The following is a 22,619-nucleotide window of genomic DNA, read 5'->3' as shown; positions in this document are numbered from 1 at the left end:
TTGTTCCCAACTGACACTAAAAACATATATTTTAGATATTCCCTTTTTTAATGGTCGACAGTCAGAAGGTAACATCTGACTGCACACGGATAAATCCTTCCTCTCTACTACAATTGATTGATTCCAAAATCGATCGTCATTTCGACTGTAACGCAGTGAAATGGAGAAATCTTTTAAATTGTTTTTAATTTTAGTGTCAGTTGTTCCCAACTGGACACTAAAAACATATATTCTAGCTATTCCCTTTTTTAATGGTCGATAGTCAGATGGTAACATCTGACTGCACATGGAGATAGCTGTACTTAACTTAATGACATTGCACTCAGCATAACAGCCTCAGTAATTAAGCTTATGTTAATTTACAGTCAATAAATCCAATTTGGTAATGATCTGAAAAATATCTTTAAACGACAAAAATTGAAGTTTTGATAGCATAAATCATATTTCATCGTCTAAATTCATTCGGTAATTCATTATTCTGCACGAAAACGTTCTTAATTGATCGGTTTATAGTCTAAAAACGTCAATTTTCGTTGCGAAACGTAATTTCCCTCATCCAAACCTGAAGTTCAACTTCATTATAACTTCATAAATCTGTATTTATTTCGCTTTCGAATTAAATCATTGCGTAACCATAATTTATTGAAATCAATTAAGTATCTGCACATCAGTTGTAGGCTACTTTCATCATAAATTGGTTGCCAAGGGAAGCTAATTAGAGAAAAATAAATCAGATTAAAACCATTCAACAAAAAAAAATGAAAAGAGTTGTCATGTGCTTAGGCTTGTGTACTTTGCTTTACGTAACGGGTTGTACCTCGAAGAAAGAAGAAAAAGAAGAAGTAGCTACTTATGCGGTAACCACGCCGTTAAGAATGGATACTTCGTTTACCAAGGAATATGTTTCGCAGATTAAATCTGTTCGGAACATCGAAGTTAGGGCCCAGGAAAAGGGTTATCTACAAAATATTTATGTAGATGAAGGTCAGCATGTAAAAGCAGGTCAGCTGTTGTTTAAGATTATGCCTAAAGCAGCACAATCTGAGTTGTTGAAAGCACAGGCAGAAACTAAATCGGCAGAAATTGAACTCGAAAATACCAGATTACTGTCTGATAAAAACATCGTTTCTAAAAACGAACTGGCTATGGCGAAAGCCAAGCTGCAATCAGCAAATGCCGAAACTTCGTTAGCCAAATTCCATTTATCAAATACCGAAATCAGAGCACCTTTTGATGGTACCATAGATCGTATTCCTTTAAAACTGGGGAGCCTGGTTGATGAAGGTGCGTTATTAACCAGTCTTTCAGATAACAGTCAGGTTTTTGCCTATTTTAATGTATCTGAGCCAGAATACCTAAACTACCAGCGTACAGCAAAAGCAAAAGGCCAGCAAGAAGTTAGCCTGTTGTTGGCAAATAATGAGCTGTTAAAATCGAAAGGTAAGGTTGAAGTGATCGAGAGCGAATTTGATAATGAGACAGGAAACATCGCTTTTAGAGCCAGGTTTAATAATGCTGATAACTTGCTTAGGAATGGTGAAACTGGTAAAATCCAGATGGTAGTGCCTTTAAAAAATGCCTTGGTAATCCCACAAAAAGCTACTTACGATATCCAGGATAAAACCTATGTTTTTGTGATTGATAAAAATAACAAAGTACATTCCAGAGCAATTACGATTGCGGGCGATCTGCCCGATTTATACATCGTGGGTGATGGCATTGCCACTGGCGATAAAATCTTGCTTGAAGGCGTACAGAAAGTTAAAGACGATGATAAAATTGCCTTCAAATTCCAGCAGCCTCAAGAAGTGATGAAACAATTAAGATTGAAAACTGAATAATCTACCCTCCATACTTATTTTATGTTTAGTAAATTCATACAAAGGCCTGTCCTTTCTATAGTAATATCGCTTATCATTGTGTTTCTTGGGGTGTTGGCCATCAGCTATCTGCCGGTTACACAATTCCCGTCTATTTCGCCGCCTAAAGTTAATATTACGGCAGAGTACCCAGGGGCAAATAACGAATTGTTGATTAAATCCGTGGTTATTCCGCTCGAACGTGCGCTTAATGGTGTGCCAGGAATGAAATATATCGCCTCTGATGCCGGTAATGATGGTGAAGCATCCATCCAGGTTGTATTTAACTTAGGTACAGATCCCAATCAAGCCTCGCTTAACGTACAGAATCGTGTAGCAGCTGTTACCAATAAACTTCCGCCTTTAGTGGTTCGTGAGGGGGTAAAAATCACCCGTGAGGAGTCTAACATGTTGATGTACATTAATTTGTACAGTAAAGACCCTAAAATGAACCAAAACTTTCTGTACAATTATGCCGATATCAACTTACTTTCTGAGTTGAAAAGGGTTGATGGTGTAGGTTTTGCCGATATTTTGGGTGATAGGGATTATGCCATGCGGATCTGGCTTAAACCCGACCGTATGCAGGCTTATAAAATCTCTGTTGATGAGGTAATGAAAGCGCTTGATGAGCAAAGTTTAGAAGCTTCTCCAGGTAAAACGGGTGAGAGTTCTGGTAAACGCTCTCAGGCCTTTGAGTATGTGTTAAAATATTCAGGGCGCTTTAGTACGAAAGAAGGATACGAAAATGTTGTACTAAGAGCAAGTGCTAACGGCGAATTACTTCGTTTAAAAGATGTGGCCGATGTAGATTTTAGTGCTTCTGCTTACAATTTGTACTCTACGTTAAACGGAAAGGCTTCTGCGGCTATCGTATTGAAACAATCGTACGGAAGTAATGCCAGTCAGGTAATTAAAGATGTAAAAGCGAAAATGGCCGAAATCAAATCGAGCTCATTTCCTAAAGGTTTAGATTATGAAGTAAGTTACGACGTTTCTAAATTCCTCGATGCCTCAATTGAAAAGGTAATCCACACGCTTGTCGAAGCTTTTATCCTGGTTGGTTTAGTGGTATTCCTCTTCCTTGGAGATTGGCGTTCAACGCTTATTCCCGCTATTGCAGTACCCGTATCCTTAATCGGAACCTTTGTGTTTATGCAGTTCTTTGGCATTACACTTAACTTAATTACCTTGTTCGCCTTGGTGTTGGCCATTGGGGTAGTGGTTGATGATGCCATTGTGGTAATTGAAGCGGTACATGCCAAAATGGAACACGATCGGAAACTTTCTGTGTTGAAAGCCACACAGCAGGCTATGAAAGAAATTGGAGGTGCAATTATCGCCATTACCTTTTTAATGGCATCGGTATTTATCCCGGTAGCTTTTATGTCAGGTCCTGTAGGTATTTTTTATCGTCAGTTCTCGATCACCATGGCAACGGCGATTATCCTTTCGGGTATTGTGGCCTTAACACTTACGCCTGCGCTGTGTGCCATTATGTTGAAAAATAACCACGGATCGAAGAAAAAGAAAACCATTATTGATCGCTTCTTAGACGGTTTCAACAATGGTTTTGCCAAGCTTTCCGGTAAGTATGAACTGGTGTTAACCAAAGTAGTAAGCCGCAGAATATTAACCTTCGGTATATTGGTAGCCTTTTGTTTGGGTGTTTGGGGACTAAGCGGAAGTGTACCATCAGGTTTTATTCCGAACGAAGATCAGGGGATGGTTTATGCCATTATCCAAACGCCTCCGGGATCCACTTTAGAACGTACCGACCAGATTTCAGAGAAACTGCAGAAAATGTGCGAAGATATTGATGGCGTAAAGTCAGTTTCGTCTTTGGCTGGATACGAAATTCTAACAGAAGGTACGGGATCAAACTCGGGTACCTGTTTAATCAACCTGAAAGATTGGAGCGAACGGAAACACTCAGCAGTAGAGATTATTGAAGAACTTGAAGAGAAATCGAAATCTATTCCGGGTGCAACTATCGAGTTTTTCCAGCCGCCAGCCGTTCCAGGTTATGGTGCTGCGGGCGGTTTCGAGCTTCGTTTACTGGATAAAGCAGGTAGCGGCGATTACAAAAAAATGGAAACCGTTGCCAACGATTTTGTAAAGGAGCTAAATAAACGTAAAGAGCTATCTTCAGTATTTACTTTTTACAGTGCAAGTTTTCCTCAGTACATGTTAGATGTCGACAACGATATCGCACAGCAAAAAGGAGTGAGTATCGATAACGCGATGAACACACTGTCCACTTTTGTAGGTAGTAATTACGAAACCAGTTTTATTAAATACGATCACCAATATAAAGTAATTGTACAGGCATTGCCTCAATACAGGGCTTTGCCGGAAGATATTTTAAAACTGTCGGTTAAAAACGACCGCGATGAAATGGTGCCTTTCTCGGCTTTTATCAAAATGCGTAAGGTATATGGTTTATCCGAAATTACCAGACACAATATGTATAATGCTTCGGAGATTAGCGGACAATCTGCCCCGGGTTATAGTTCTGGTGAAGCCATCAAGGCCATTACTGAGGTAGCCAAGAAATCACTTCCAAGGGGATTTGGCATCGATTGGGCTGGTATATCAAAAGATGAAGTATCGAGAGGTAATGAAGCCATTTATATCTTCCTGATCTGCTTGGGCTTCGTTTATCTGGTTCTGGCAGCACAATACGAAAGTTTTATTTTGCCGCTTTCGGTTATCCTTTCTCTACCAGCGGGTATTTTTGGGGCTTTCTTATTCTTAAAATTATTAGGATTGGAAAACAACATTTATGCACAGGTTGCGATGGTAATGCTGATTGGTTTACTCGGTAAAAACGCCGTGTTGATTGTAGAATTTGCTGCACAGCGGCATGCGCAGGGAGCAACGGTATTAAAGGCCGCAATGGAAGGCGCCAGCGTACGTTTCCGTCCGATTTTAATGACCTCTTTTGCCTTTATTGCAGGTTTAATTCCATTAATGATTGCATCAGGACCTGGAAAAATAGGTAACAGAACCATTGGATCGGCTGCTGCCGGAGGTATGCTTTTCGGTACCATTTTCGGGGTGGTTATTATTCCGGGATTATATTACATATTTGGAACAATAGCGGCGAGACATAAGCTGATTAAAATTGAAGAAGAACATCCATTAACTGAAGAAGTAGAAGATAATGTTTAAGAAAAATATTTATAAAGGCCTTGGTTTAGTGCTGATATGTGCCGCATATACCGCATGTAAATTGCCAGAAGTGGCCCAACGTACCGAAAATAAAAATGTTCCTGCCGCTTTTAGTGGTGCGCAGGATACTGTAAGTACAGCCAGCATACAATGGCGTAAGTTTTTTACTGATCCAAATCTGGTAAACCTGATCGATACCGCATTAAAAAATAACCAGGAGCTAAATATTACGCTTCAGGATATCGAGATTGCTAAAAACGAAATCAAGGCTAAAAAAGGGGAGCTTTTACCAAGTGTAACCTATGGCGTTGGTGCGGGCTTCGATAAGGTTGGTCGCTACACCAGTTCGGGTGCTGGCGATGCTTCTACTGAAATTACACCCGGTAAAGAAGTGCCTGAGGTATTGCCCGATTATCGTTTCGGTTTACAGGCCAATTGGGAAGCCGATATCTGGCACAAATTGCGCAATGCGAAAAAAGGGGCCATAAGTCATTATTTAGCAACTGTAGAAGGCAAAAATTTTGTGGTCACCAACCTAATAGCTGAAGTTGCAAATTCATATTACGAATTGTTGGCGGAAGATAACCAGCTGGATATTGTGAAAAAGAATATAGCCTTACAAAGCAATGCGCTGGAGCTGATGAAAATACAGAAACAGGCCACTAGGGTTACAGAACTTGCCGTACGTAAATTTGAGGCTGAAGTGCTAAATTCTAAGAGTCTGGAATTTGATATCCAACAAAACATTACCGAAACAGAAAACAAGATTAACTTCTTATTAGGTCGCTACCCTCAAACCATAATCAGGGATAAATCGGGTTTTACAGATCTGGTACCGCCAACCGTTCAGTCTGGATTACCTTCGCAGTTGCTGGCCAACCGCCCTGATATTAAACAGGCAGAGTTCGAATTGGCAGCCGCTAAGTTGGATGTTAAAGTAGCTAAAGCACAGTTTTATCCATCCTTGGGTATTTCTGCTGCCATCGGTTACCAGGCTTTTAATCCATCTTATTTATTGAGAACGCCCGAATCGTTGATCTACTCGTTAGCGGGAGATTTAGCCGGACCGCTCATTAATCGTAATGCTATTAAGGCCGAATATTTAACTGCAAACGCTAAACAGTTGCAGGCTGTATTTGAGTACGAAAAAGCCATTTTGAACGGTTATATTGAAGTAGCCAATCAGATGTCAAAGATCAGTAACCTGCAAAAAAGCTATGATCTGAAATCGAAACAGGTAGCAGCACTTACCCAATCAATCGATATTTCTAACGATTTGTTTAAATCGGCAAGGGCTGATTATTTCGAAGTGTTGATGACCCAGCGTGATGCTTTGCAATCAAAATTAGAATTGATCGAAACAAAAAAACAACAGTTAAATGCAGTGGTAGATATCTATCACGCCTTAGGTGGGGGATGGAATTAAGTAAAGTATAATCGCAATTCATATTATCGTTATATTTCTATTAAGGCTGCTTCGGGTTATCGGAGTAGCCTTTTTGTTTTATTCATTTATTTATCATAAAAATTAGTTTAAAAACAAAGCCACACACTTAGGGTTTATCTTTATCATATAGAAATTATTATCATATCTAAAAGCAAATGGGAAATACAACATTTAAATTAGGCGAATTAGAAATTAACCGTTTAGGTTATGGTGCAATGCAGCTAACAGGTAATGGTGTTTTTGGCGAAGTGGAAGATCGCGAAAATGCAATAAAAGTTTTGCAGGAAGCCGTAGCAAATGGTGTTAATTTTATTGATACCGCAGAAGCTTACGGACCAAAATTTAACGAATCTTTAATTGCTGATGCACTACATCCTTACAAACATGATCTCCTTATTGCTACCAAAGGTGGTTTTGACAGACCAGGTCCCAACAATTGGGTTCCGAATGGTAACCCTGAAAAAATCAGGCAAGATATTGAAGGAAGTCTACAGCGTTTAAAAGTAGACTCGATTGATTTATGGCAACTGCATCGCATTGACCCTAAAGTTAATGTGGCCGATACCCTTGCACCAGTTATAGAAGCGGTAAAAGAGGGTAAAATAAAATATGTTGGCCTGTCTGAAGTAACCATCGATCAGATCAAACAGGTACAGGATATTTTGCCAATTGTATCGGTTCAAAATATGTATAACCTGGCCAATAGGCAGTGGGAGAGTGTATTAGATTTTACGGCTGAACAAGGTTTGGCTTTTATTCCCTGGTATCCACTGGCTTCTGGCCCCGCAAAATTAGAAGATAAAATTAAAGCAATAGCCGAAAAACATCAGGCCACTACAGCACAGATCGCATTGGCTTGGTTATTAAAAAGATCTTCAAACATCCTGTTAATACCTGGAACAAAATCTATTGTGCATTTAAAAGAAAACTTAAAAGCTGCAGAGATCGAATTAACTGATGCAGAATTTGAAAGTTTAGCAAAATAAGAACGGAAAATTCCCCGCGATCGTCATTTCGAGCGAAGTGTAACGCAGTCGAGAACCAGAAGGCTCTGCGAAGCAAAATCTGTCTACATAGATCTCTCTCCCGACTTAATGTCGGGACTGTGCTCCAGTCGAGATGACGATTTTTTTGTTGAAATCATTCAATGGTAGCGCAGCAAAGAACCCGAAAGCGCCGCAAGGTAAATTTTTAGCATGAATACATTAACTCGTTTCGTCATCCTGAGCTTGTTTTAGGGGCTTTACTGTATAGAATGATCAAGTTCAAAGACTCTCCTCCGAAGGAGTTCCTTTGGAACACTCCGAATTACTGCAGAAGATGACGGTCTGGCTTTTGAATTTTTACGCACTTGTCATGCTGAGCGGAGTCGAAGCATCCTCCTTATAAAATAGTTAACTAAATGCATTATCTGTGTGTATCCTTTTATCTGTGGTTAAATATCCTATCCTTGCCAAAGAATGTTAATTTTTATTAAAATTATTCCTTTATAAGTTTGATATTTAAACATGAAAAAAATCTTCCTGTTTACCATCATTTTATTTTCTATCATTTTTCAAAAAGCCATGGCGCAAAATAAACCCGAAAATGTACCTGCTGTTTTAAATCATATCGCTGTTTATGTAGCTGATCTAAACATAGCAACAACTTTTTACGAAAGTGTGTTTAACCTTAAAATCATTCCCGAACCTTTTAAAGATAACCGCCATACCTGGTTTACTTTAGGACCAGCCGGACAGTTGCATTTAATCCAGGGGGCAAAAGGGAATGAGGTTTTTGATAAAAACGGGCATTTGTGTTTCAGTGTTCCATCAGTTGATGAATTTGTAAAAAAGCTAAATGCCAAAAATATCAGTTTCGAGGATTGGCCAGGAAAGAAAGGTGGAATTACTTTGCGTGTAGATGGCGTAAAACAAATTTATTTCAAAGATCCCGATGGGCATTGGTTAGAAGTAAACGATGCTAAGTAAATTTTTCACTACCTGCAGATTTGTTTTGCACCATCCCTTATATTAAGGTTTTATCTACTAAACTTATGAAACTAAAATTCCTGAAATATTTTTGTATTACCTTTTTAATCATTGGTGTAGTTGAGCAATTAAAAGCTCAAAATGCTAATGCCGAAGCAGAATTTAAAGCTGTAATGGAGAAATATAATGCGGTTGGTGCTGCTGTGGCGGTGGTAAAAGAAGGTAAGATTATTTATAGCCACTCTTTTGGACTAAAAGATTTAGAAAATAAAAAGCCTTTAACTGATCAGGATATTTTCAGAATCGCTTCGATTTCTAAATCTTTCTCGGCAACGTCGATTATGCAGCTGGTAGAAGCGGGCAAGATTTCTTTAGATGATGATTTTGGTGATCTCGTGGGTTTTAAAATCAGAAATCCAAAATTTCCGGATCAGAAAATCACCCTAAAAATGGCTTTATCACATACTTCAAGTTTAAACGATTCTCAGGGCTATTTAAATCTCGACGTGATCAATCCGGATAAAAACCCAAACTGGGCCAAATGTTATAATGATTATGCCCCAGGAAGCAAATTCGATTATTGCAATCTTAATTTTAACCTGATTGGTACCATCATCGAGAAAAAATCGGGTGAGCGTTTCGATAATTATGTAAAAAAACATGTGTTGAAGCCCTTAGGACTTTATGCAGGCTATTGCGTCGACTCTTTAGATAGCACACGGTTTGTTAATTTATACGAATATCATGCCGATACGAAAACTTATACACCGTCGCCAACAGCGTATGCGCCACGAAGAACAGAAATTGCAAATTACATTATGGGTTATAGTACGCCAGTTTTTTCGCCAACAGGCGGGATGAAAATTTCGGCTATTGATTTAGCTAAGTATATGATTATGCACATGAATTATGGCACATCAAATGGTGTTAAGATAATCACTAAAAAGAGTGCGAAAAAGATGCAGACTGCCTTAACCGATGATGAAGGGTATGGCCTGGCCATCAGGACTGCAGATCAGCTTATCCCGGGGGTAAAACTGAAAGGACATACTGGTTCAGCTTATGGTTTGTTCAGCACCATGTTTTTTAATCCAAAAGAAAAATTCGGCTTTGTTGTTATTACGAATGGTATAAATGCTACCTATACTGAAGGCTTTCCTGATTTTAGCAGGGCAGCCATCAACAGTTTGTATCAGGCATTTATTAAACTAAATCTAAATTAATCTTTAAACCTATGAAGGATTAAGAAAACGTTTATAAGCATTTCCAGATTTAATTTTTTCCAAGGTCAGATATTCTTTCACAATAGAAAATTCCATGCTCTGGATAGCTTTAACCACCGATTTTAGCTTTTCACCTGTAACACCTAGTCTTGCAGCCCAGTAATTGCGGTCTTGCTCATCTGCAATCTCAATAAACTCTTTCCGGGCATTCATCGAATTAATTTGATATTCCATCTTTTACTGATTTTGGTTAGTTAATATGTGATATAAACACCGATAATTCTGGTTTGGTTTTGGAGTTTTGCCTATAGATGATCAAATATAACTGTGCTAAAGCTTTTTTGTTAATGATTATGAAGCGAAAATCCTTAATTACCCTGAACCGATTGCAAAACCGGTCTTAAAAATCGATTTAGGCCTATTCTTTTTGAATGCTATTTTACACCGAAAAAGAGTAACATTTTCTTTACAAAACATTAGGAATTCTCAATTAGCATTTTTATTATTGTATTGTAATGTAATTTTTACAAATGTTAAATCATTTTCTAACTAACGCTTCAAAAATATTCCAACGCACAAAATTTTATCAGGACAATCGTTTTGTGTTATTTCTTTGGGTATTGATTACACTTATTTTTGTAATAGATTCTTGGGCAACACATCGGTATAATAACTACCTCATTTTTGAGAATACCTTCAGGAATCTTCTTCAACAAAAATCTCTTTATGCATGGTACCCAGCTTATCATGAAGATGCCAATCATTATGGCCCTATTTTTAGTGTTTTAATTGCTCCATTTGCCTTAATGCATAACTGGATTGGCTTGCTCTTCTGGAACCTGTTTAATTGTTTCCTACTTTTTAAAGCTATTCAAACTTTACCCTTAAGTGAGGATAAAAAGATAGTTATCGGCTATATTGCCATTCCCTGTTTAATAGAATCGATGCTCAACCAGCAGTTTAATGCTGGTGCCGCGGCCTTAATGATATTGAGTTATACGCAAATAAATAAAGGAAGAGGAATATGGTCTGCGCTTTGTATTGTGCTGGGTACATTTATTAAACTTTATGGCATTGTGGGTTTAGTATTCTTCTTTTTTGCTAAGAAAAAACCAGTTTTTGTGTTGTGGTTAATCATGTGGTCTCTCGTGATATTCTTATTGCCAATGTTGTTTGCCACTCCTGATTTTGTTGTGCAAAGTTATATCGATTGGAAAAACTCACTGGTCGGGAAAAATATGATTAATGTTTCTGGTGGAGGAGATATTTCGATTATGGGTTTCTTTAGGCAACTTTTAGATCAGCCAAGGATTTCTAATTTATTCTTTATAGCCATCGGTTCTTTGCTATTTATGTTGCCTTTTAGTCGTATAGCAAGTTTTTCGAAAGGTAAGTTTCAATTAATGATTCTTTCTTCAGTGATGCTGTTTCCTGTATTGTTTAGTACTGGAGCAGAAGATTGTACGTTTATCATTTCTATAACTGGTGTGGGCATTTGGTATATAAAAGAAAATAATAAAGTGCTGAAAAATGTATTGTTGCCAATTTTACTTTTCATTACCTGCAATTTCCCTTTGCTACTTTTTCCAACTTTTGCAAAAGCACATCGTTTATCATTATCTATCATTAGTTTTCCTTATTTTTTGGTTTGGTTGAGGGTTATCTATATCGCTATAAATAATAAACTCATTCATGAAGAAGAAACAGAAGCAGAGATGGTTACAGCACTGGTAGATTAACTTTTAAATTTTATTTTTTTTAAGGTTTTAATATCCGTTTATAAAAATGGCTGTTAAAACCTTTTTTATTATTCGGCTGTTTTATAACTGTCTAATCAAAAAATAGTTATGGATGATAAACAAAAAAACGGTAATGCTGATCGGGCTAGGATCAACATTAACGAAGGTTATGAGCTAGATTATTGGTCTAACAAATTCGGGGTAAGCAAAGATAAGCTGAAAGCCGTAGTGCAAACAGTTGGTACCTCTGCCCGCGCAGTTGAAGATTATTTGAAAAAGTAAAATATTGATTATGAGCCTGAAAAAGTATGTTGCCAAGCGCGATTTCTCAAAAACTACCGAACCAAAATCGGGTAAAAGCAACGATCGGAACAAATTACATTTTGTGATCCAAAAACACGATGCTTCGCGTTTGCACTACGATTTCAGGCTCGAAATGGAAGGTGTTTTAAAAAGCTGGGCGGTACCAAAAGGGCCTTCAACCGACCCTAAAACCAAACGCCTGGCCATGATGGTAGAAGATCATCCATACGATTACAAAGATTTTGAAGGCATTATTCCACAGGGTGAATATGGTGGCGGAACCGTTATTGTATGGGATGAAGGAACTTACGAGCCGATAGAAACGATTAAAGGCAAAAAGGCACAAGAAAAACATCTGTTAAGCCAGTTAAAAGATGGCTCTTTAAAGATCAAATTAAATGGAGAAAAGCTTCATGGCGAGTTTGCCCTTGTTAAAACACATGGCATGGGTGAAAACGGCTGGCTTTTAATCAAACATAAAGACGATTACGCATCTACAAAAGACATTACCAAAGAAGATAAATCTGTGCTTTCCGGAAAAACAATCGAAAAGATGGAAAAAACATCCGATAAGGTCTGGAAAGAAGGAAAGGAGCAGGATTTAAAAACTGAAAAAAAAAGCCCCAAGCAAAAAGCAGAGAAAGAAACTAGGCCAGTGGGCGATGACTTGAAGGTGGATGTAAAAAGCGTATTAAAGAAAGCACCCAAAACAGCTATCCCAAAAGGGGTAAAACCTATGCTGGCTACCTTGGTTAACGAACCTTTCGATGATCCTGATTGGCAATATGAGGTAAAATGGGATGGTTACCGCGCCCTGGCTTTTATTAATAAAGGAGAGGTTGATTTGTTATCCCGAAATAATAAATCCTTTAATGAAAAATTTTACCCCATTTACGACCTGCTTTTGACTTGGAAAATGAATGCGGTATTTGATGGTGAGATTTTGGTGTTAAATAACAAAGGTGTATCCAATTTTGGCTCCTTGCAGAACTGGCGTAGCGAAGCAGATGGTGAACTTGTTTTTTATGTGTTCGATATGCTATGGTACGAAGGTAAAAACCTGATGGAGCTGCCGCTTTATCAGCGACAAGCCATATTGAACGATATACTGCCAACTGATGATGACCGTGTGCGCCTTGGTAAGGTTTTTAAAGCCAGTGGAGTCGATTTTTTCGACGCGGCAAAGAGAATGGGATTAGAAGGCATTATCGCAAAAAAAATGGATAGCACTTATGCAACAGACCGAAGATCAAAAGAGTGGCTGAAAATTAAGGTGCAGAAACGACAAGAAGTGGTTATTGCGGGTTTTACCAAAAATGCCGATACTTCTAAATCTTTTAGTTCTTTACTGTTGGGTATTTATGAAAAAGGAAAATTGCAATATGTAGGTAAAGTTGGAACAGGATTTTCGGATAAATTGCAGAAAACAATGATGGAGCAGTTTAAGCCGATTATTATCGACAAAAGCCCTTTCGAAAGTATACCTGATGTAAACAAGCCTTCGCGCTTCAGGCCAAATCCGCCAAAAGCGAAAGCTACCTGGTTAAAGCCAGAACTCGTATGTGAAGTCGCTTTTACAGAAGTAACCGATGATGGTGTTTTTCGCCACCCGTCTTTTCAGGGCATGCGTGAAGATAAAAAAGCCAAAGAAGTGGTAAGAGAAATAGAAGTACCAACAGAAAAAATTGTAGACAATACTGGTGAAGAAAACCCACATGCACAGGCAATAAAAGCACCAAATGGCAAAGTCCCTAAAACTTTGTTGAACCCAAAAGATGAAACGCAGGTAAGAAAAGTTAAAGGCCATGAGCTTAAATTTACCAATCTGAGTAAAATATACTGGCCCGAAGATAAAGTAAGCAAAAGAGACATGTTTAACTACTATTATCAGGTTGCTGAGTACATTTTGCCATACCTGAAAGATCGCCCACAATCACTTAACCGCTTTCCGGGCGGAATACACGGTCCTAGTTTTTACCAGAAAGATGTAAAAGGAAAAGCGCCAGATTGGGCCGAAACTTTTCCTTATGAAAATGGTGAAGGCGAAAAAAAGGAATACATTGTTGGAACAGATGAAGCTTCATTACTCTGGATGGCGAGTTTAGGCTGTATAGAAATGAATCCTTGGTTTAGCCGGGCGCAAAGCCCTGATCATCCCGATTACTGTGTAATTGATTTAGATCCTGATAAACATACTTTTGATCAGGTGGTTGAAGCTGCTCTGGAAACAAAAAAAGTATTGGATGCCATTAATGTTCCCAGTTATTGTAAAACCTCAGGTTCAACCGGAATGCATATTTACATTCCGTTAAATGCCAAATATACATATGAGCAAAGTCAGATGTTTGCCAAAATAGTGGTCAACCTCGTACACAATCAAATACCTGAATATACTTCACTCGAGCGGATGGTAGCAGCCAGAAAAGGAAAAATGTATTTGGATTTTTTGCAAAATAGGCCAGGGGCAACAATTGCCGGACCATATTCATTACGGCCAAAAATTGGTGCAACCGTATCAATGCCTTTGCATTGGGATGAAGTTAAGCCTGGCTTGAAAATGAAAGATTTTAATATTTTTAATGCTATCGATCGCCTAAAAGTTGAAGGAGATCTGTTTAAGGGAGTATTGGGTAAGGGGATCGATTTAATAAAAGCTGTCGATAAAGCTAAAAGTGTTTTTAGATAAAGTCCACGATCTTTTCCCGCTTTCATTATATTTGGAAAAAATTAAAAAATGATCGCACACCACGTTTTATTCTGGCTAAAAGCCGATACCACCGATGAGCAGAAAGTTGCTTTCCGCAATAGCTTACAAACATTAGAAAACATTGAAGTTGTTAAAACTTTTCACATTGGTGTACCCGCACCGATTGAGCGTGCTGTGGTAGATACCACTTATACATTTAGCCTCCTTTTATTATTTGAAGATTTGGCAGCGCATGATGTTTACCAGGTTCACCCATTACATAAGGCTTTCCTGGATGAATTCAGGGTTTATTTCGAAAAGGTTGTAATTTACGACGCGGCATAAAAAAATACCTCCGACAAAAATCGGAGGTATTTTTTTTGCTTTTATTTATAAATTGAATTTATTATTTGGAATTATTCTAAATAATAAGATATTTGTTAAATCTATTGATCAATTTTAAATGTAAAGCCCATGTGTAAAACAACTGTACTTGCTCAAAATGAAAACATCACCATCGCACAGTGCAATAATTGTAAAGTTCTAAATATATGGCGCTCGGGTGTTTTAATGAAATTTTCTTTTGATCAGTTTGATGCTTTTTATGTGGCTACTAAAAAACTCGATTTCGATGATTATTTAGAGAGCAGGCCTGATGGGAGGCAGGTTGTTATTTTATCGACTCCTTTCCCTGATATCAGTTTAGTTTTTACGCGTGAAGAATGGTATGAGTTTTTTACCAAGATAGACGAAGCCTTGTACATGAAGAGAGTTTATGAGATTGTGTATTACTAATTAACACTACAATTTTGTATGTTTGATACTTATTATTAGGTATTTCATGGCGCTACAAAACCTAATGGTTTTCGGTTACGTAAATACTTCAAACTGCAATCTTATGGAAAAAACAGCTACATTAATTAAAAGAGGATCCCTTAACGTAAATCAGTTAGATAACATTAAAATTGGTGATTTATTAGCTGATGAATATGGTAAATCAGGCAAAGTGTGCGAAATCGAAAAAGTAAACCGCCATGGTGAGTTTCACTATTACTTTAAATTATTTAAATCGGGCACCATCTTAATTATTCTTTAATTTCTTTCTTGCCTTAACCAATTGGTTGTGTTTTTTACAAGGATATATCTCGTAACCATTGGTTTTGTATTGTACATCTGTTACTTGGTTTTGGCGTAAAATACCAATGATGGAGGATGTACAAATATTGCCTAATTTGTAAACACAAAAGCTCCAGATCTTTCGGCCTGGAGCTTTTTGTAATTTATTCTTGTAATTAGAATTTATAAGATAATGTGGTCATGAACTGACGTGGCGGAATTGGATTTACACTGTAGTTTTCATGTACGAAATAATTCAGCTCATTGGTAAGGTTAGAAACTTTAGCAAGAAGCGAGAATTTTTTCCAGTTGTATCCTGCAGAAAAATCTAGGGTAGTGAATGCACTTAGCGGAATCAACCTTATAGTTGCTGCATTTTTAGCATCGTTCCAGCCTCCGTTGCGCTTGCCTGTATAAAATGCAGAAGCACCCAATTTTAAACCTTTTATTGTACCATCCTGGAAAGTGTAAAATAAAGTGGCGTTCGCCGTATTTTTCGTAGTACCTACTAAACGTACATCCTCAATCATACCAGTAACATCAGCTGTATTGGTATAGCGCATAAAATTATAGCTATATCCCATTAAAAAGTTAAGCCCTTTAGCAAGATTTCCATTAACATCAAGTTCTAACCCATCACTTGTGGTTTGGCCATTTAATTGCTTAAACACACTGCTGGTAGTCCCGTCTGGAAGTATAGCTGCCTGCGAAATATTGTCGTTAATGATTTTATAATAAGTTAAATTTGCTGATAATTTCCCGCCGAAGAAATCATTTTTAAGCCCGGCTTCGTATTGATTTACGGTTGATGGTGGAAGCGCATTGCTGTTAATGTCTACACCAGTATTAGGAATGAAGTTATTTGCATAACTTATGTACATTGACATGGTTTTAAGAGGCTGGTATATTAAACCTAATTTAGGAGAAAAAGCATCATCAAACTTTGTTGCACCTGGTGCTGTTATTCCACTTTCTAAGTTTAAGGCTCTTGAACTTGCATTTTTCTGATCCGTATAACGTATGCCTGCCAATACTTTAAATTGTTCAGTTACTTCGATTAAATCCTGAACGAAAGCACCATATCTATAAATTGGGGCAAGTGTTCTTGTTATCGCAAATGCTTCAGGCATTAATCCTGAACCGTAATAAGTAGATTCATCGAAAACGTTAACATTTCCATAATTAAAAGTAGTAATGTATGCACCTTTAGCGTCTTTACCATAAGCGAATGCATTGCTGGTTACTCTCGATTGATCTGCATCTACACCAAACAAAACAGTATGTTTAATACTTCCTGTGCTAAAACTTCCGTTAATGTTAATTTGTTGGTTGTAAGTATATTCTTTACTTAGCGCTCTCGAAAGATTTCTTGCAGAAATACCAGCTGTATTGGCTTGGATACGATCCGATCCATAATAGTTACGATTATAAGCCTGAAAAGATCCAATTGCATTTAATTTCCAGTTTTCGTTAAACTTGTGGGTTAAATTGGCTTGAGCGGTAGTGGTATTCGTTTTATTGTAAGCCCAAGGGGTATTGATAAATTTATCGCGACCAAAATCTACAATCTGACTGTTCACCGATCCTACACCAAAATCTGGAGTAAAATCACTTTTCAAATAATCTCCCTGAACCAAAACTTCAGTTTGCTCACTTATCTTATATAATAATGATGGGTTAATGTAAAAACGTTTTGATTTTACAACATCTCTAAAGCTTCCGGCATTTTCGTAAGTGCTAATCGCTCTAAAAGCGAGTTTCTTTGATATTGGACCATAAAGATCAACCATTGGTTTGTATTGATCATAACTACCAGTTCTCATGCTTACCTCACCTCCATTTTCGAATTTAGGTTTTTTCGTAACCATATTTACAACAGCTCCACCAGTTACACCGCCATAAAGCAAAGCAGCGCTTCCTTTTAAAACCTCTACCGATTCTAATGTACTTGCCTCAGGACTACCCCCAATAGTTGTTCTTGCACCATTTTTGAAAATGTTATTGCTACCTAGGCTATAACCCCTCGCAAAGAAGTTTTCACCAACTGCCCCGCGATTAGCACCCAAAGCTACTCCATTCACATTTTTCATTACGTCGCCCAAGCTATTTACCTGTTGATCAGTAATAATCTGCCTTCCAATAATCTGTACGGCCTGTGGAAGATCCATAGGGGCAATGGCAATTTTACCCAGATTAGCTGGCTTTCTATTTGGTGTTTTGTAACCATTAATCGCTACTTCGTCCAATTGAGATGAAGATTCTGCAATGGTGAAATCAGCAGTTACAGTTTGACCAGCCGCTACAGTAATTGATTTTTCCTGAGCAGAAACGCCAATAGCAGATGTTTTGATCGTATAGGTGCCAGGTGTCAGATTTTTAATGGTGAAATTACCTTTCTCATCTGTTTGTGTAGTTTTACCAGTGTTTTTTAAACCAACACTTACATAAGCAGCTGGATTGCCATCGCTGGTTTTAATTGAGCCCGAAACAGAGCCATTTTTGCTTTGTGCCATGGTATCTCCTGCCAAAAACAGGAAAAAAGCTATAAAACTTAAAAGAAAAGTAAATTTTTTATTCATCTTTATTTAGATTAATTCTTATTTGGCGCAAAGGAAGCGTTTTTGCAGCGGAATTACAAAATTATTTTTATTCGTTCTAAATAAGATTAGATTTTAGTTTGCTTTTTAAAATACATGACTTTTTTGAATGCGTATATTAGGATATATCAAATTTAATTATGCAAAATAGCGAAGACCATTTCTACTCTAATCTGCCCGTTCATAAAATGCCATTACATCAATTGTTGATTCAAAATCAATTATTTGAAAAAGTGGTTGCCAGCTGGTCTGTAATCATCACCGATATTAAGCGCTCAACAGTGGCTGTAAATTCGGGCCTACACGAAAATGTTAACCTGATTGCTACTGGAAGTATTGTTGCGGTACTCAATATTGCATTTAAAGCAAACATTTTGGTTCCGTTTTTCTTCGGTGGCGATGGGGCTACTTTTATTGTTCCGCCCAGTATTGTAGATGATGTGATGAAATCGCTGCTAAAATACAAAGCTAACACCTTACAAAATTTTAACCTTGATTTAAGGACTGGGATTATACCTGTTGAAGAAATCTACAAACAAGGGCATAGCCTTAACATTTGTAGATTCAGTAGCGCTGAAACGTTTTCCATCCCCGTTATTTTAGGCGATGGACTGGCCTATGCAGAACAGATTATCAAAGGAGATGATTACCTGCTTGCCGGCCATAATACTGCAAGTGATGAAATCGATTTAAGTGGTATGCAATGCCGTTGGGATAAGATAGCGCCACCCGAAAACAGTGATGAGGTGGTTACATTAATTGTTATAGCTTCAGAAATAGAACAACAGGCAATGGCATTCAGTAAAGTGATCCATCACCTCGATCAAATTTATGGAACCCCCGAAAAGCGCCAGCCGATTTCAGTTTCTAAGCTGATTTTTAAGACAAGTTTTAACAGTTTAGGGCAAGAGATGAAACACCGGGTTGGAAAGATTAAACTCTTTGAACTGATCAAGTCATGGCTCATCAATATTTATGGCTACATCTATTTCAGAACGGAGCGGGGTAAAAAATACCTGAAGCAGCTTGTAGAAATGTCGGATACGCTGGTGATAGATGGTAGAATAAATACTGTAATTACCGGAACTGCACAGCAGCGATTAATATTGCAGAAAGCGCTTAATCAGCTGGAAAAAAATAATGAAATTTTATATGCGCTCTATGTTAGCGGCGAATCGATCATGTCTTGCTATGTTAGGGATCTGGAGGATGATCACATTCATTTTGTTGACGGAGCAGATGGGGGATATACTCAGGCTGCGGGAATACTTAAACAGAAAATACGCGATAAATTAAATACCAGATGATAAAAGGTTAACAATAGCCAAACATTTGTAATGGCCAACTTGTATGATAGTTAGTGTGATTTGATTTTATCATAAGTATCAGCATAGTCGGGTTTTAATTTTTAAAGTATAAATGGAAAGTTATTCAAGGGTTTTAAGTAATAATCAGCTTTTAGAGGTTCTTTCCTTATCAAAAGATGCAACAGCCATATACACATCCGAGCATATTGTAATCGAAATGGCCAATGATGCCATGATTGCTTTTTGGGGAAAAGACCGCTCTATTATTGGTAAACCGTTAGAAGATGCTGTGCCTGAGTTAAAAGGTCAGCCCTTTATCAATATGCTGAAAAACGTGTTGCTAACCGGGATTACAGATAAAGGAGATGCTATTCCGGCTGAAACCCTAAGGGATGGAAGGTTACAAACAGCTTATTATGCTTACGAATACCGCGCCATTAAGGATGAAACTGGGATGCCTTATTGTGTTCTTCATACCGCAAGCGATGTTACTGATATGGTTAATGCGAAAAAAGCCATTAAAGAAACTGAACTGCAACGGGAAGCACTAGATCAGGAACAGCTTCTAATCAGTATAAAGGAGGAGCGGCAAAAGAATGATTTTATCAGTATGGTAAGCCATGAGTTAAAAACGCCTTTAACCTCTATTAGTGCTTATGTTCAATTGATGCAGAATCGGAGTTTAACAGATCTTTTTATCGTAAATACTTTAGATAAAGTTCAAAAACAGATCCGGAAAATGAGTTCCATGATCACTTCTTTTTTAAATGTATCACGTTTAGAATCAGGAGAAATTCACTTGAACCTATCTCATTTTGATCTTGATAAACTGATTTCTGATCTTGTAGAAGACCTAAGGTTAGTCCATCCCGCTAATCAGATTAATTATGCAGCGGATAAGCCTAAATTAATATATGCAGATAAAGATAAAATTGACTCTGTAATTTCAAATTTGATTAGCAACGCTGTAAAATATTCAGATCAGGGCAGTACTGTTTCTGTTCAATCAGAAGCCCTGGAAAATGAAGTACATGTTGCTGTAGCAGATAATGGCATTGGCATACAGGCTCATGATTTAGAGAAACTTTTTGATCGGTTTTACAGGGTAGAAAATCAGCAAACTAAAACCATCTCAGGTTTTGGGATCGGTTTATACCTAAGTGCGGAGATTATAAATTTGCATCATGGTAAAATTTGGGCAGAAAGTACCTATGGTGCTGGTTCTACATTTCACTTTTCGCTTCCTGTAAGCGCTAATCTTACATGATTAAACCACAATTGAAGTTTCGAGGTTAGTTTAAGAAAAAGCAAAAGATTGGACGCCAGGATGATAAATCGTCATTTCGACTGGAGTACGGTTCCGAAGCTAAATCCTACTGTGTGGACACATTTTTTTGATTTTTTAGGCGTTTTCCTAGCTTCCTCTAATAACACATTGTTTTAACCGAAGAACTTCGTCAATCCCAAGGGCCCGAGAAATCAAAAAAACAGTTGTAGGAAGGAACAAATAGTACTGCCAAACCTAAACGTAGTGGTTTTGTGTTCATAAACGCTAATTAAAGTTTTAAATAAGTATTGAACACAAACCCCAAAGGGCTCAATCAGCCCAAAGAAAACACAAACAAAAACTGATTAAACGATGTGCCTCTGTTTTTTGATGTGTGTAGGATTGTGTAAAAGGCCCATTGCTGGATTGACAGAGCGTTTTGGGTACTTTGGCGCTCCAAAATGCGCCAGCATTCTTGAGCACTAATAAAAACAACTTGATCTGCGAAAAACTACCATGCCCCCGCGGCAAAGAGCGGAAAAGTCAATGTTTGTTTAATTATTTTTTTTTGAAACAATGTCTTTTAGTAGCTGGAAAGATGCTGAAATGAATTCAGCATGACGATTGCCTTAGGAATGTATGTTAAAAACAACTATAAAATTAACAAAAGATGTGCCCGCACGGTAGGGTGTTAAGTCGAAAGAGAAATCTTTGGACGATGTTTATTGAATTGTTCAAAGATTTCTCCTTCGAAAGAGTTCCGTTGGAACATTGCGGTCAAAATGACGGCTGACTTTAACTATTTAAAATTTCATCAATCAGTTTTATTTCAGTATCGCTAAATTTTATATTATCTAAAGCTTTAATTGAATCCGTAATCTGCTCTGGTTTACTGGCACCTATTAATACCGTGGTAATTCTATCGTCTTTTAGGATCCACGATAAAGCCATATGTGCTAATTTTTGCCCACGCGATTTGGCAACACCATTTAGTTTAGCAATTACGGCTAATTTCTCCGGCGTAATATTGCTTTCTTTCAGGAAAATACCACTGGTGGCTACTCTCGAATCAGAAGGAATACCGTGTAAATATTTATCGGTAAGTAAACCTTGTGCCAATGGCGAAAACGGAATACAACCCAAACCATTTTGCGCTAAAACATCAAGTAAACCACCTTCCACCCAACGTTCGAACATCGAATATTTAGGTTGGTGGATTAAACATGGCGTGCCGTTATCTTTTAAAATTTTGATGGCTTTTGCAGCTTCTTCTGCCTGATAATTTGAAATACCTACATATAAAGCTTTTCCCTGTTGAACCATAAGACTTAAAGCCCCCATAGTTTCTTCAAGCGGAGTTTCAGGATCTGGACGGTGGTGGTAAAAAATATCAACATAATCCAGTTTCATACGTTTTAAACTTTGGTCTAAACTAGAGACCAGATATTTTTTCGATCCCCAGTCGCCATAAGGACCATCCCACATGGTATATCCCGCTTTGCTCGAAATAATCATTTCATCACGGTAGCCCCTAAAATTTTCATGAAGGATTTTTCCGAAAACTTCTTCAGCCGAGCCCGGAGGCGGCCCATAATTATTTGCTAAATCGAAGTGGGTAATTCCATTGTTAAAAGCAGTATAAATTAGGTTTTTGCTGTTTTCAAAAACGTTTACATGCCCGAAATTATGCCATAAACCCAACGATATTGCTGGCAATTTTATGCCACTGTTTCCGCAACGGCGATATAGCATTTTGTCGTAACGATCTGTTGAAATGATTTGATTCATATTTGGAATTTGATTGTCGCAATAATAATCAGTTTTACCGGATTTTAATTGATATTAGGTTAATATTTGTCTGCTGGCGAGCAAAAATTAGTTGCACGCAGTTAAAATGTATTTTCTCATCATACTGAAACTGTTTAAACCTT

At 37.7% G+C, this 22,619-nt stretch carries 18 protein-coding genes; 14 read left to right on the top strand and 4 right to left on the bottom strand.

The genetic code is table 11. From position 1 onward, the window contains the following. Nucleotides 1–276: hypothetical protein (locus AC07VK_RS07025; protein ID WP_494939790.1), on the bottom strand; the 276-nt coding region annotated here is incomplete at its 3' end. A 482-nt stretch (nucleotides 277–758) separates the two neighbouring features. Between AC07VK_RS07025 and AC07VK_RS07020 the strand changes: the two genes are divergently transcribed. The 6 genes from AC07VK_RS07020 to AC07VK_RS06995 all read left to right on the top strand — a co-directional run bounded on the left by AC07VK_RS07020 (nucleotide 759) and on the right by AC07VK_RS06995 (nucleotide 9,673). Then, nucleotides 759–1,841, top strand: coding sequence for an efflux RND transporter periplasmic adaptor subunit (locus AC07VK_RS07020; RefSeq protein ID WP_492952097.1), 1,083 nt, complete (start codon nucleotides 759–761; stop codon nucleotides 1,839–1,841). A gap of 21 nt (nucleotides 1,842–1,862) precedes the next feature. Beyond that, a complete protein-coding gene (locus AC07VK_RS07015; RefSeq protein WP_492952098.1) occupies nucleotides 1,863–5,033 on the top strand; it encodes an efflux RND transporter permease subunit in 3,171 nt (1,056 codons plus the stop codon). Further along, nucleotides 5,026–6,459 (top strand): TolC family protein, encoded by a 1,434-nt coding sequence (locus AC07VK_RS07010; protein WP_492959281.1) that lies wholly within the window; start codon nucleotides 5,026–5,028, stop codon nucleotides 6,457–6,459. Before AC07VK_RS07015 ends, AC07VK_RS07010 begins: the two co-directional genes overlap by 8 nt. Nucleotides 6,460–6,635: 176 nt before the next feature. Further along, nucleotides 6,636–7,466 carry an aldo/keto reductase gene (locus AC07VK_RS07005; RefSeq protein WP_492952100.1) on the top strand — a complete coding sequence of 277 codons (831 nt, stop codon included), beginning with the start codon at nucleotides 6,636–6,638 and terminating at the stop codon, nucleotides 7,464–7,466. Nucleotides 7,467–7,988: 522 nt separating this feature from the next. Next, entirely contained in the window at nucleotides 7,989–8,450 is a 462-nt protein-coding gene (locus tag AC07VK_RS07000; protein ID WP_492952101.1) for a VOC family protein, read from the top strand. 65 nt (nucleotides 8,451–8,515) lie between these two features. After that, nucleotides 8,516–9,673 (top strand): serine hydrolase domain-containing protein, encoded by a 1,158-nt coding sequence (locus tag AC07VK_RS06995; RefSeq protein WP_492952102.1) that lies wholly within the window; start codon nucleotides 8,516–8,518, stop codon nucleotides 9,671–9,673. Nucleotides 9,674–9,682: 9 nt separating this feature from the next. On the opposite strand, the gene AC07VK_RS06990 is transcribed toward AC07VK_RS06995, so the two are convergent. Beyond that, on the bottom strand, nucleotides 9,683–9,907 hold the full coding sequence (locus AC07VK_RS06990) for a DUF3606 domain-containing protein (RefSeq protein WP_492959279.1): 225 nt from the start codon (nucleotides 9,905–9,907) through the stop codon (nucleotides 9,683–9,685). Nucleotides 9,908–10,203: 296 nt separating this feature from the next. On the opposite strand from AC07VK_RS06990, the gene AC07VK_RS06985 reads away from it, so the two are divergent. From AC07VK_RS06985 to AC07VK_RS06960, 6 genes are all read left to right on the top strand, one after another. Beyond that, nucleotides 10,204–11,412, top strand: a complete 1,209-nt coding sequence (locus tag AC07VK_RS06985) for a glycosyltransferase family 87 protein (protein WP_492959277.1) — start codon at nucleotides 10,204–10,206, stop codon at nucleotides 11,410–11,412. A gap of 108 nt (nucleotides 11,413–11,520) precedes the next feature. Continuing rightward, nucleotides 11,521–11,694 (top strand): DUF3606 domain-containing protein, encoded by a 174-nt coding sequence (locus AC07VK_RS06980; protein ID WP_492959275.1) that lies wholly within the window; start codon nucleotides 11,521–11,523, stop codon nucleotides 11,692–11,694. Between the two features lie 10 nt (nucleotides 11,695–11,704). Continuing rightward, the gene (gene ligD / locus AC07VK_RS06975; RefSeq protein ID WP_492959273.1) at nucleotides 11,705–14,401 is read left to right on the top strand and encodes a DNA ligase D; all 2,697 of its coding nucleotides are present in this window, start codon (nucleotides 11,705–11,707) and stop codon (nucleotides 14,399–14,401) included. 48 nt (nucleotides 14,402–14,449) lie between these two features. Then, on the top strand, nucleotides 14,450–14,746 hold the full coding sequence (locus tag AC07VK_RS06970) for a Dabb family protein (protein ID WP_492959271.1): 297 nt from the start codon (nucleotides 14,450–14,452) through the stop codon (nucleotides 14,744–14,746). A 129-nt stretch (nucleotides 14,747–14,875) separates the two neighbouring features. Further along, complete coding sequence (locus tag AC07VK_RS06965; RefSeq protein ID WP_492959269.1) at nucleotides 14,876–15,196, top strand: hypothetical protein; 321 nt, start codon at nucleotides 14,876–14,878, stop codon at nucleotides 15,194–15,196. A gap of 103 nt (nucleotides 15,197–15,299) precedes the next feature. Further along, a complete protein-coding gene (locus AC07VK_RS06960) occupies nucleotides 15,300–15,497 on the top strand; it encodes a hypothetical protein (protein ID WP_492952107.1) in 198 nt (65 codons plus the stop codon). A gap of 196 nt (nucleotides 15,498–15,693) precedes the next feature. On the opposite strand, the gene AC07VK_RS06955 is transcribed toward AC07VK_RS06960, so the two are convergent. Then, the gene (locus AC07VK_RS06955; RefSeq protein ID WP_492959267.1) at nucleotides 15,694–18,096 is read right to left on the bottom strand and encodes a TonB-dependent siderophore receptor; all 2,403 of its coding nucleotides are present in this window, start codon (nucleotides 18,094–18,096) and stop codon (nucleotides 15,694–15,696) included. A 158-nt stretch (nucleotides 18,097–18,254) separates the two neighbouring features. Here AC07VK_RS06955 and AC07VK_RS06950 point away from each other — a divergent pair, with 158 nt between their 5' ends. Both AC07VK_RS06950 and AC07VK_RS06945 read left to right on the top strand, forming a co-directional pair. Then, nucleotides 18,255–19,421, top strand: a complete 1,167-nt coding sequence (locus AC07VK_RS06950) for a DUF3095 domain-containing protein (RefSeq protein WP_492952109.1) — start codon at nucleotides 18,255–18,257, stop codon at nucleotides 19,419–19,421. Nucleotides 19,422–19,533: 112 nt separating this feature from the next. Then, on the top strand, nucleotides 19,534–20,688 hold the full coding sequence (locus tag AC07VK_RS06945; protein WP_492952110.1) for a PAS domain-containing sensor histidine kinase: 1,155 nt from the start codon (nucleotides 19,534–19,536) through the stop codon (nucleotides 20,686–20,688). A gap of 795 nt (nucleotides 20,689–21,483) precedes the next feature. Here the strand turns inward: AC07VK_RS06945 and mgrA are convergent. Then, the gene (gene mgrA, locus AC07VK_RS06940; RefSeq protein WP_492959265.1) at nucleotides 21,484–22,476 is read right to left on the bottom strand and encodes an L-glyceraldehyde 3-phosphate reductase; all 993 of its coding nucleotides are present in this window, start codon (nucleotides 22,474–22,476) and stop codon (nucleotides 21,484–21,486) included. Nucleotides 22,477–22,619: the final 143 nt, after the last annotated feature.

Source organism: Pedobacter sp. GW821-FHT01D05 (genome assembly GCF_059422505.1).
The sequence above is the reverse complement of the archived record's forward strand: the minus strand, read 5'-3'. Positions and strand labels throughout refer to the sequence as shown.

What these genes read in the sequence shown, in the direction of transcription:
- ligD (WP_492959273.1), top strand. Translation starts at nt 11,705, where the DNA reads ATGAGCCTGAAAAAGTATGTTGCCAAGCGCGATTTCTCAAAAACTACC.
- AC07VK_RS06950 (WP_492952109.1), top strand. Translation starts at nt 18,255, where the DNA reads ATGCAAAATAGCGAAGACCATTTCTACTCTAATCTGCCCGTTCATAAA.
- AC07VK_RS06960 (WP_492952107.1), top strand. Translation starts at nt 15,300, where the DNA reads ATGGAAAAAACAGCTACATTAATTAAAAGAGGATCCCTTAACGTAAAT.
- AC07VK_RS06965 (WP_492959269.1), top strand. Translation starts at nt 14,876, where the DNA reads ATGTGTAAAACAACTGTACTTGCTCAAAATGAAAACATCACCATCGCA.
- AC07VK_RS07000 (WP_492952101.1), top strand. Translation starts at nt 7,989, where the DNA reads ATGAAAAAAATCTTCCTGTTTACCATCATTTTATTTTCTATCATTTTT.
- AC07VK_RS06995 (WP_492952102.1), top strand. Translation starts at nt 8,516, where the DNA reads ATGAAACTAAAATTCCTGAAATATTTTTGTATTACCTTTTTAATCATT.
- AC07VK_RS06990 (WP_492959279.1), bottom strand. Translation starts at nt 9,907, where the DNA reads ATGGAATATCAAATTAATTCGATGAATGCCCGGAAAGAGTTTATTGAG.
- AC07VK_RS06945 (WP_492952110.1), top strand. Translation starts at nt 19,534, where the DNA reads ATGGAAAGTTATTCAAGGGTTTTAAGTAATAATCAGCTTTTAGAGGTT.
- AC07VK_RS07015 (WP_492952098.1), top strand. Translation starts at nt 1,863, where the DNA reads ATGTTTAGTAAATTCATACAAAGGCCTGTCCTTTCTATAGTAATATCG.
- AC07VK_RS06980 (WP_492959275.1), top strand. Translation starts at nt 11,521, where the DNA reads ATGGATGATAAACAAAAAAACGGTAATGCTGATCGGGCTAGGATCAAC.
- AC07VK_RS07020 (WP_492952097.1), top strand. Translation starts at nt 759, where the DNA reads ATGAAAAGAGTTGTCATGTGCTTAGGCTTGTGTACTTTGCTTTACGTA.
- mgrA (WP_492959265.1), bottom strand. Translation starts at nt 22,476, where the DNA reads ATGAATCAAATCATTTCAACAGATCGTTACGACAAAATGCTATATCGC.
- AC07VK_RS06970 (WP_492959271.1), top strand. Translation starts at nt 14,450, where the DNA reads ATGATCGCACACCACGTTTTATTCTGGCTAAAAGCCGATACCACCGAT.
- AC07VK_RS07005 (WP_492952100.1), top strand. Translation starts at nt 6,636, where the DNA reads ATGGGAAATACAACATTTAAATTAGGCGAATTAGAAATTAACCGTTTA.
- AC07VK_RS06955 (WP_492959267.1), bottom strand. Translation starts at nt 18,096, where the DNA reads ATGAATAAAAAATTTACTTTTCTTTTAAGTTTTATAGCTTTTTTCCTG.
- AC07VK_RS06985 (WP_492959277.1), top strand. Translation starts at nt 10,204, where the DNA reads ATGTTAAATCATTTTCTAACTAACGCTTCAAAAATATTCCAACGCACA.
- AC07VK_RS07010 (WP_492959281.1), top strand. Translation starts at nt 5,026, where the DNA reads ATGTTTAAGAAAAATATTTATAAAGGCCTTGGTTTAGTGCTGATATGT.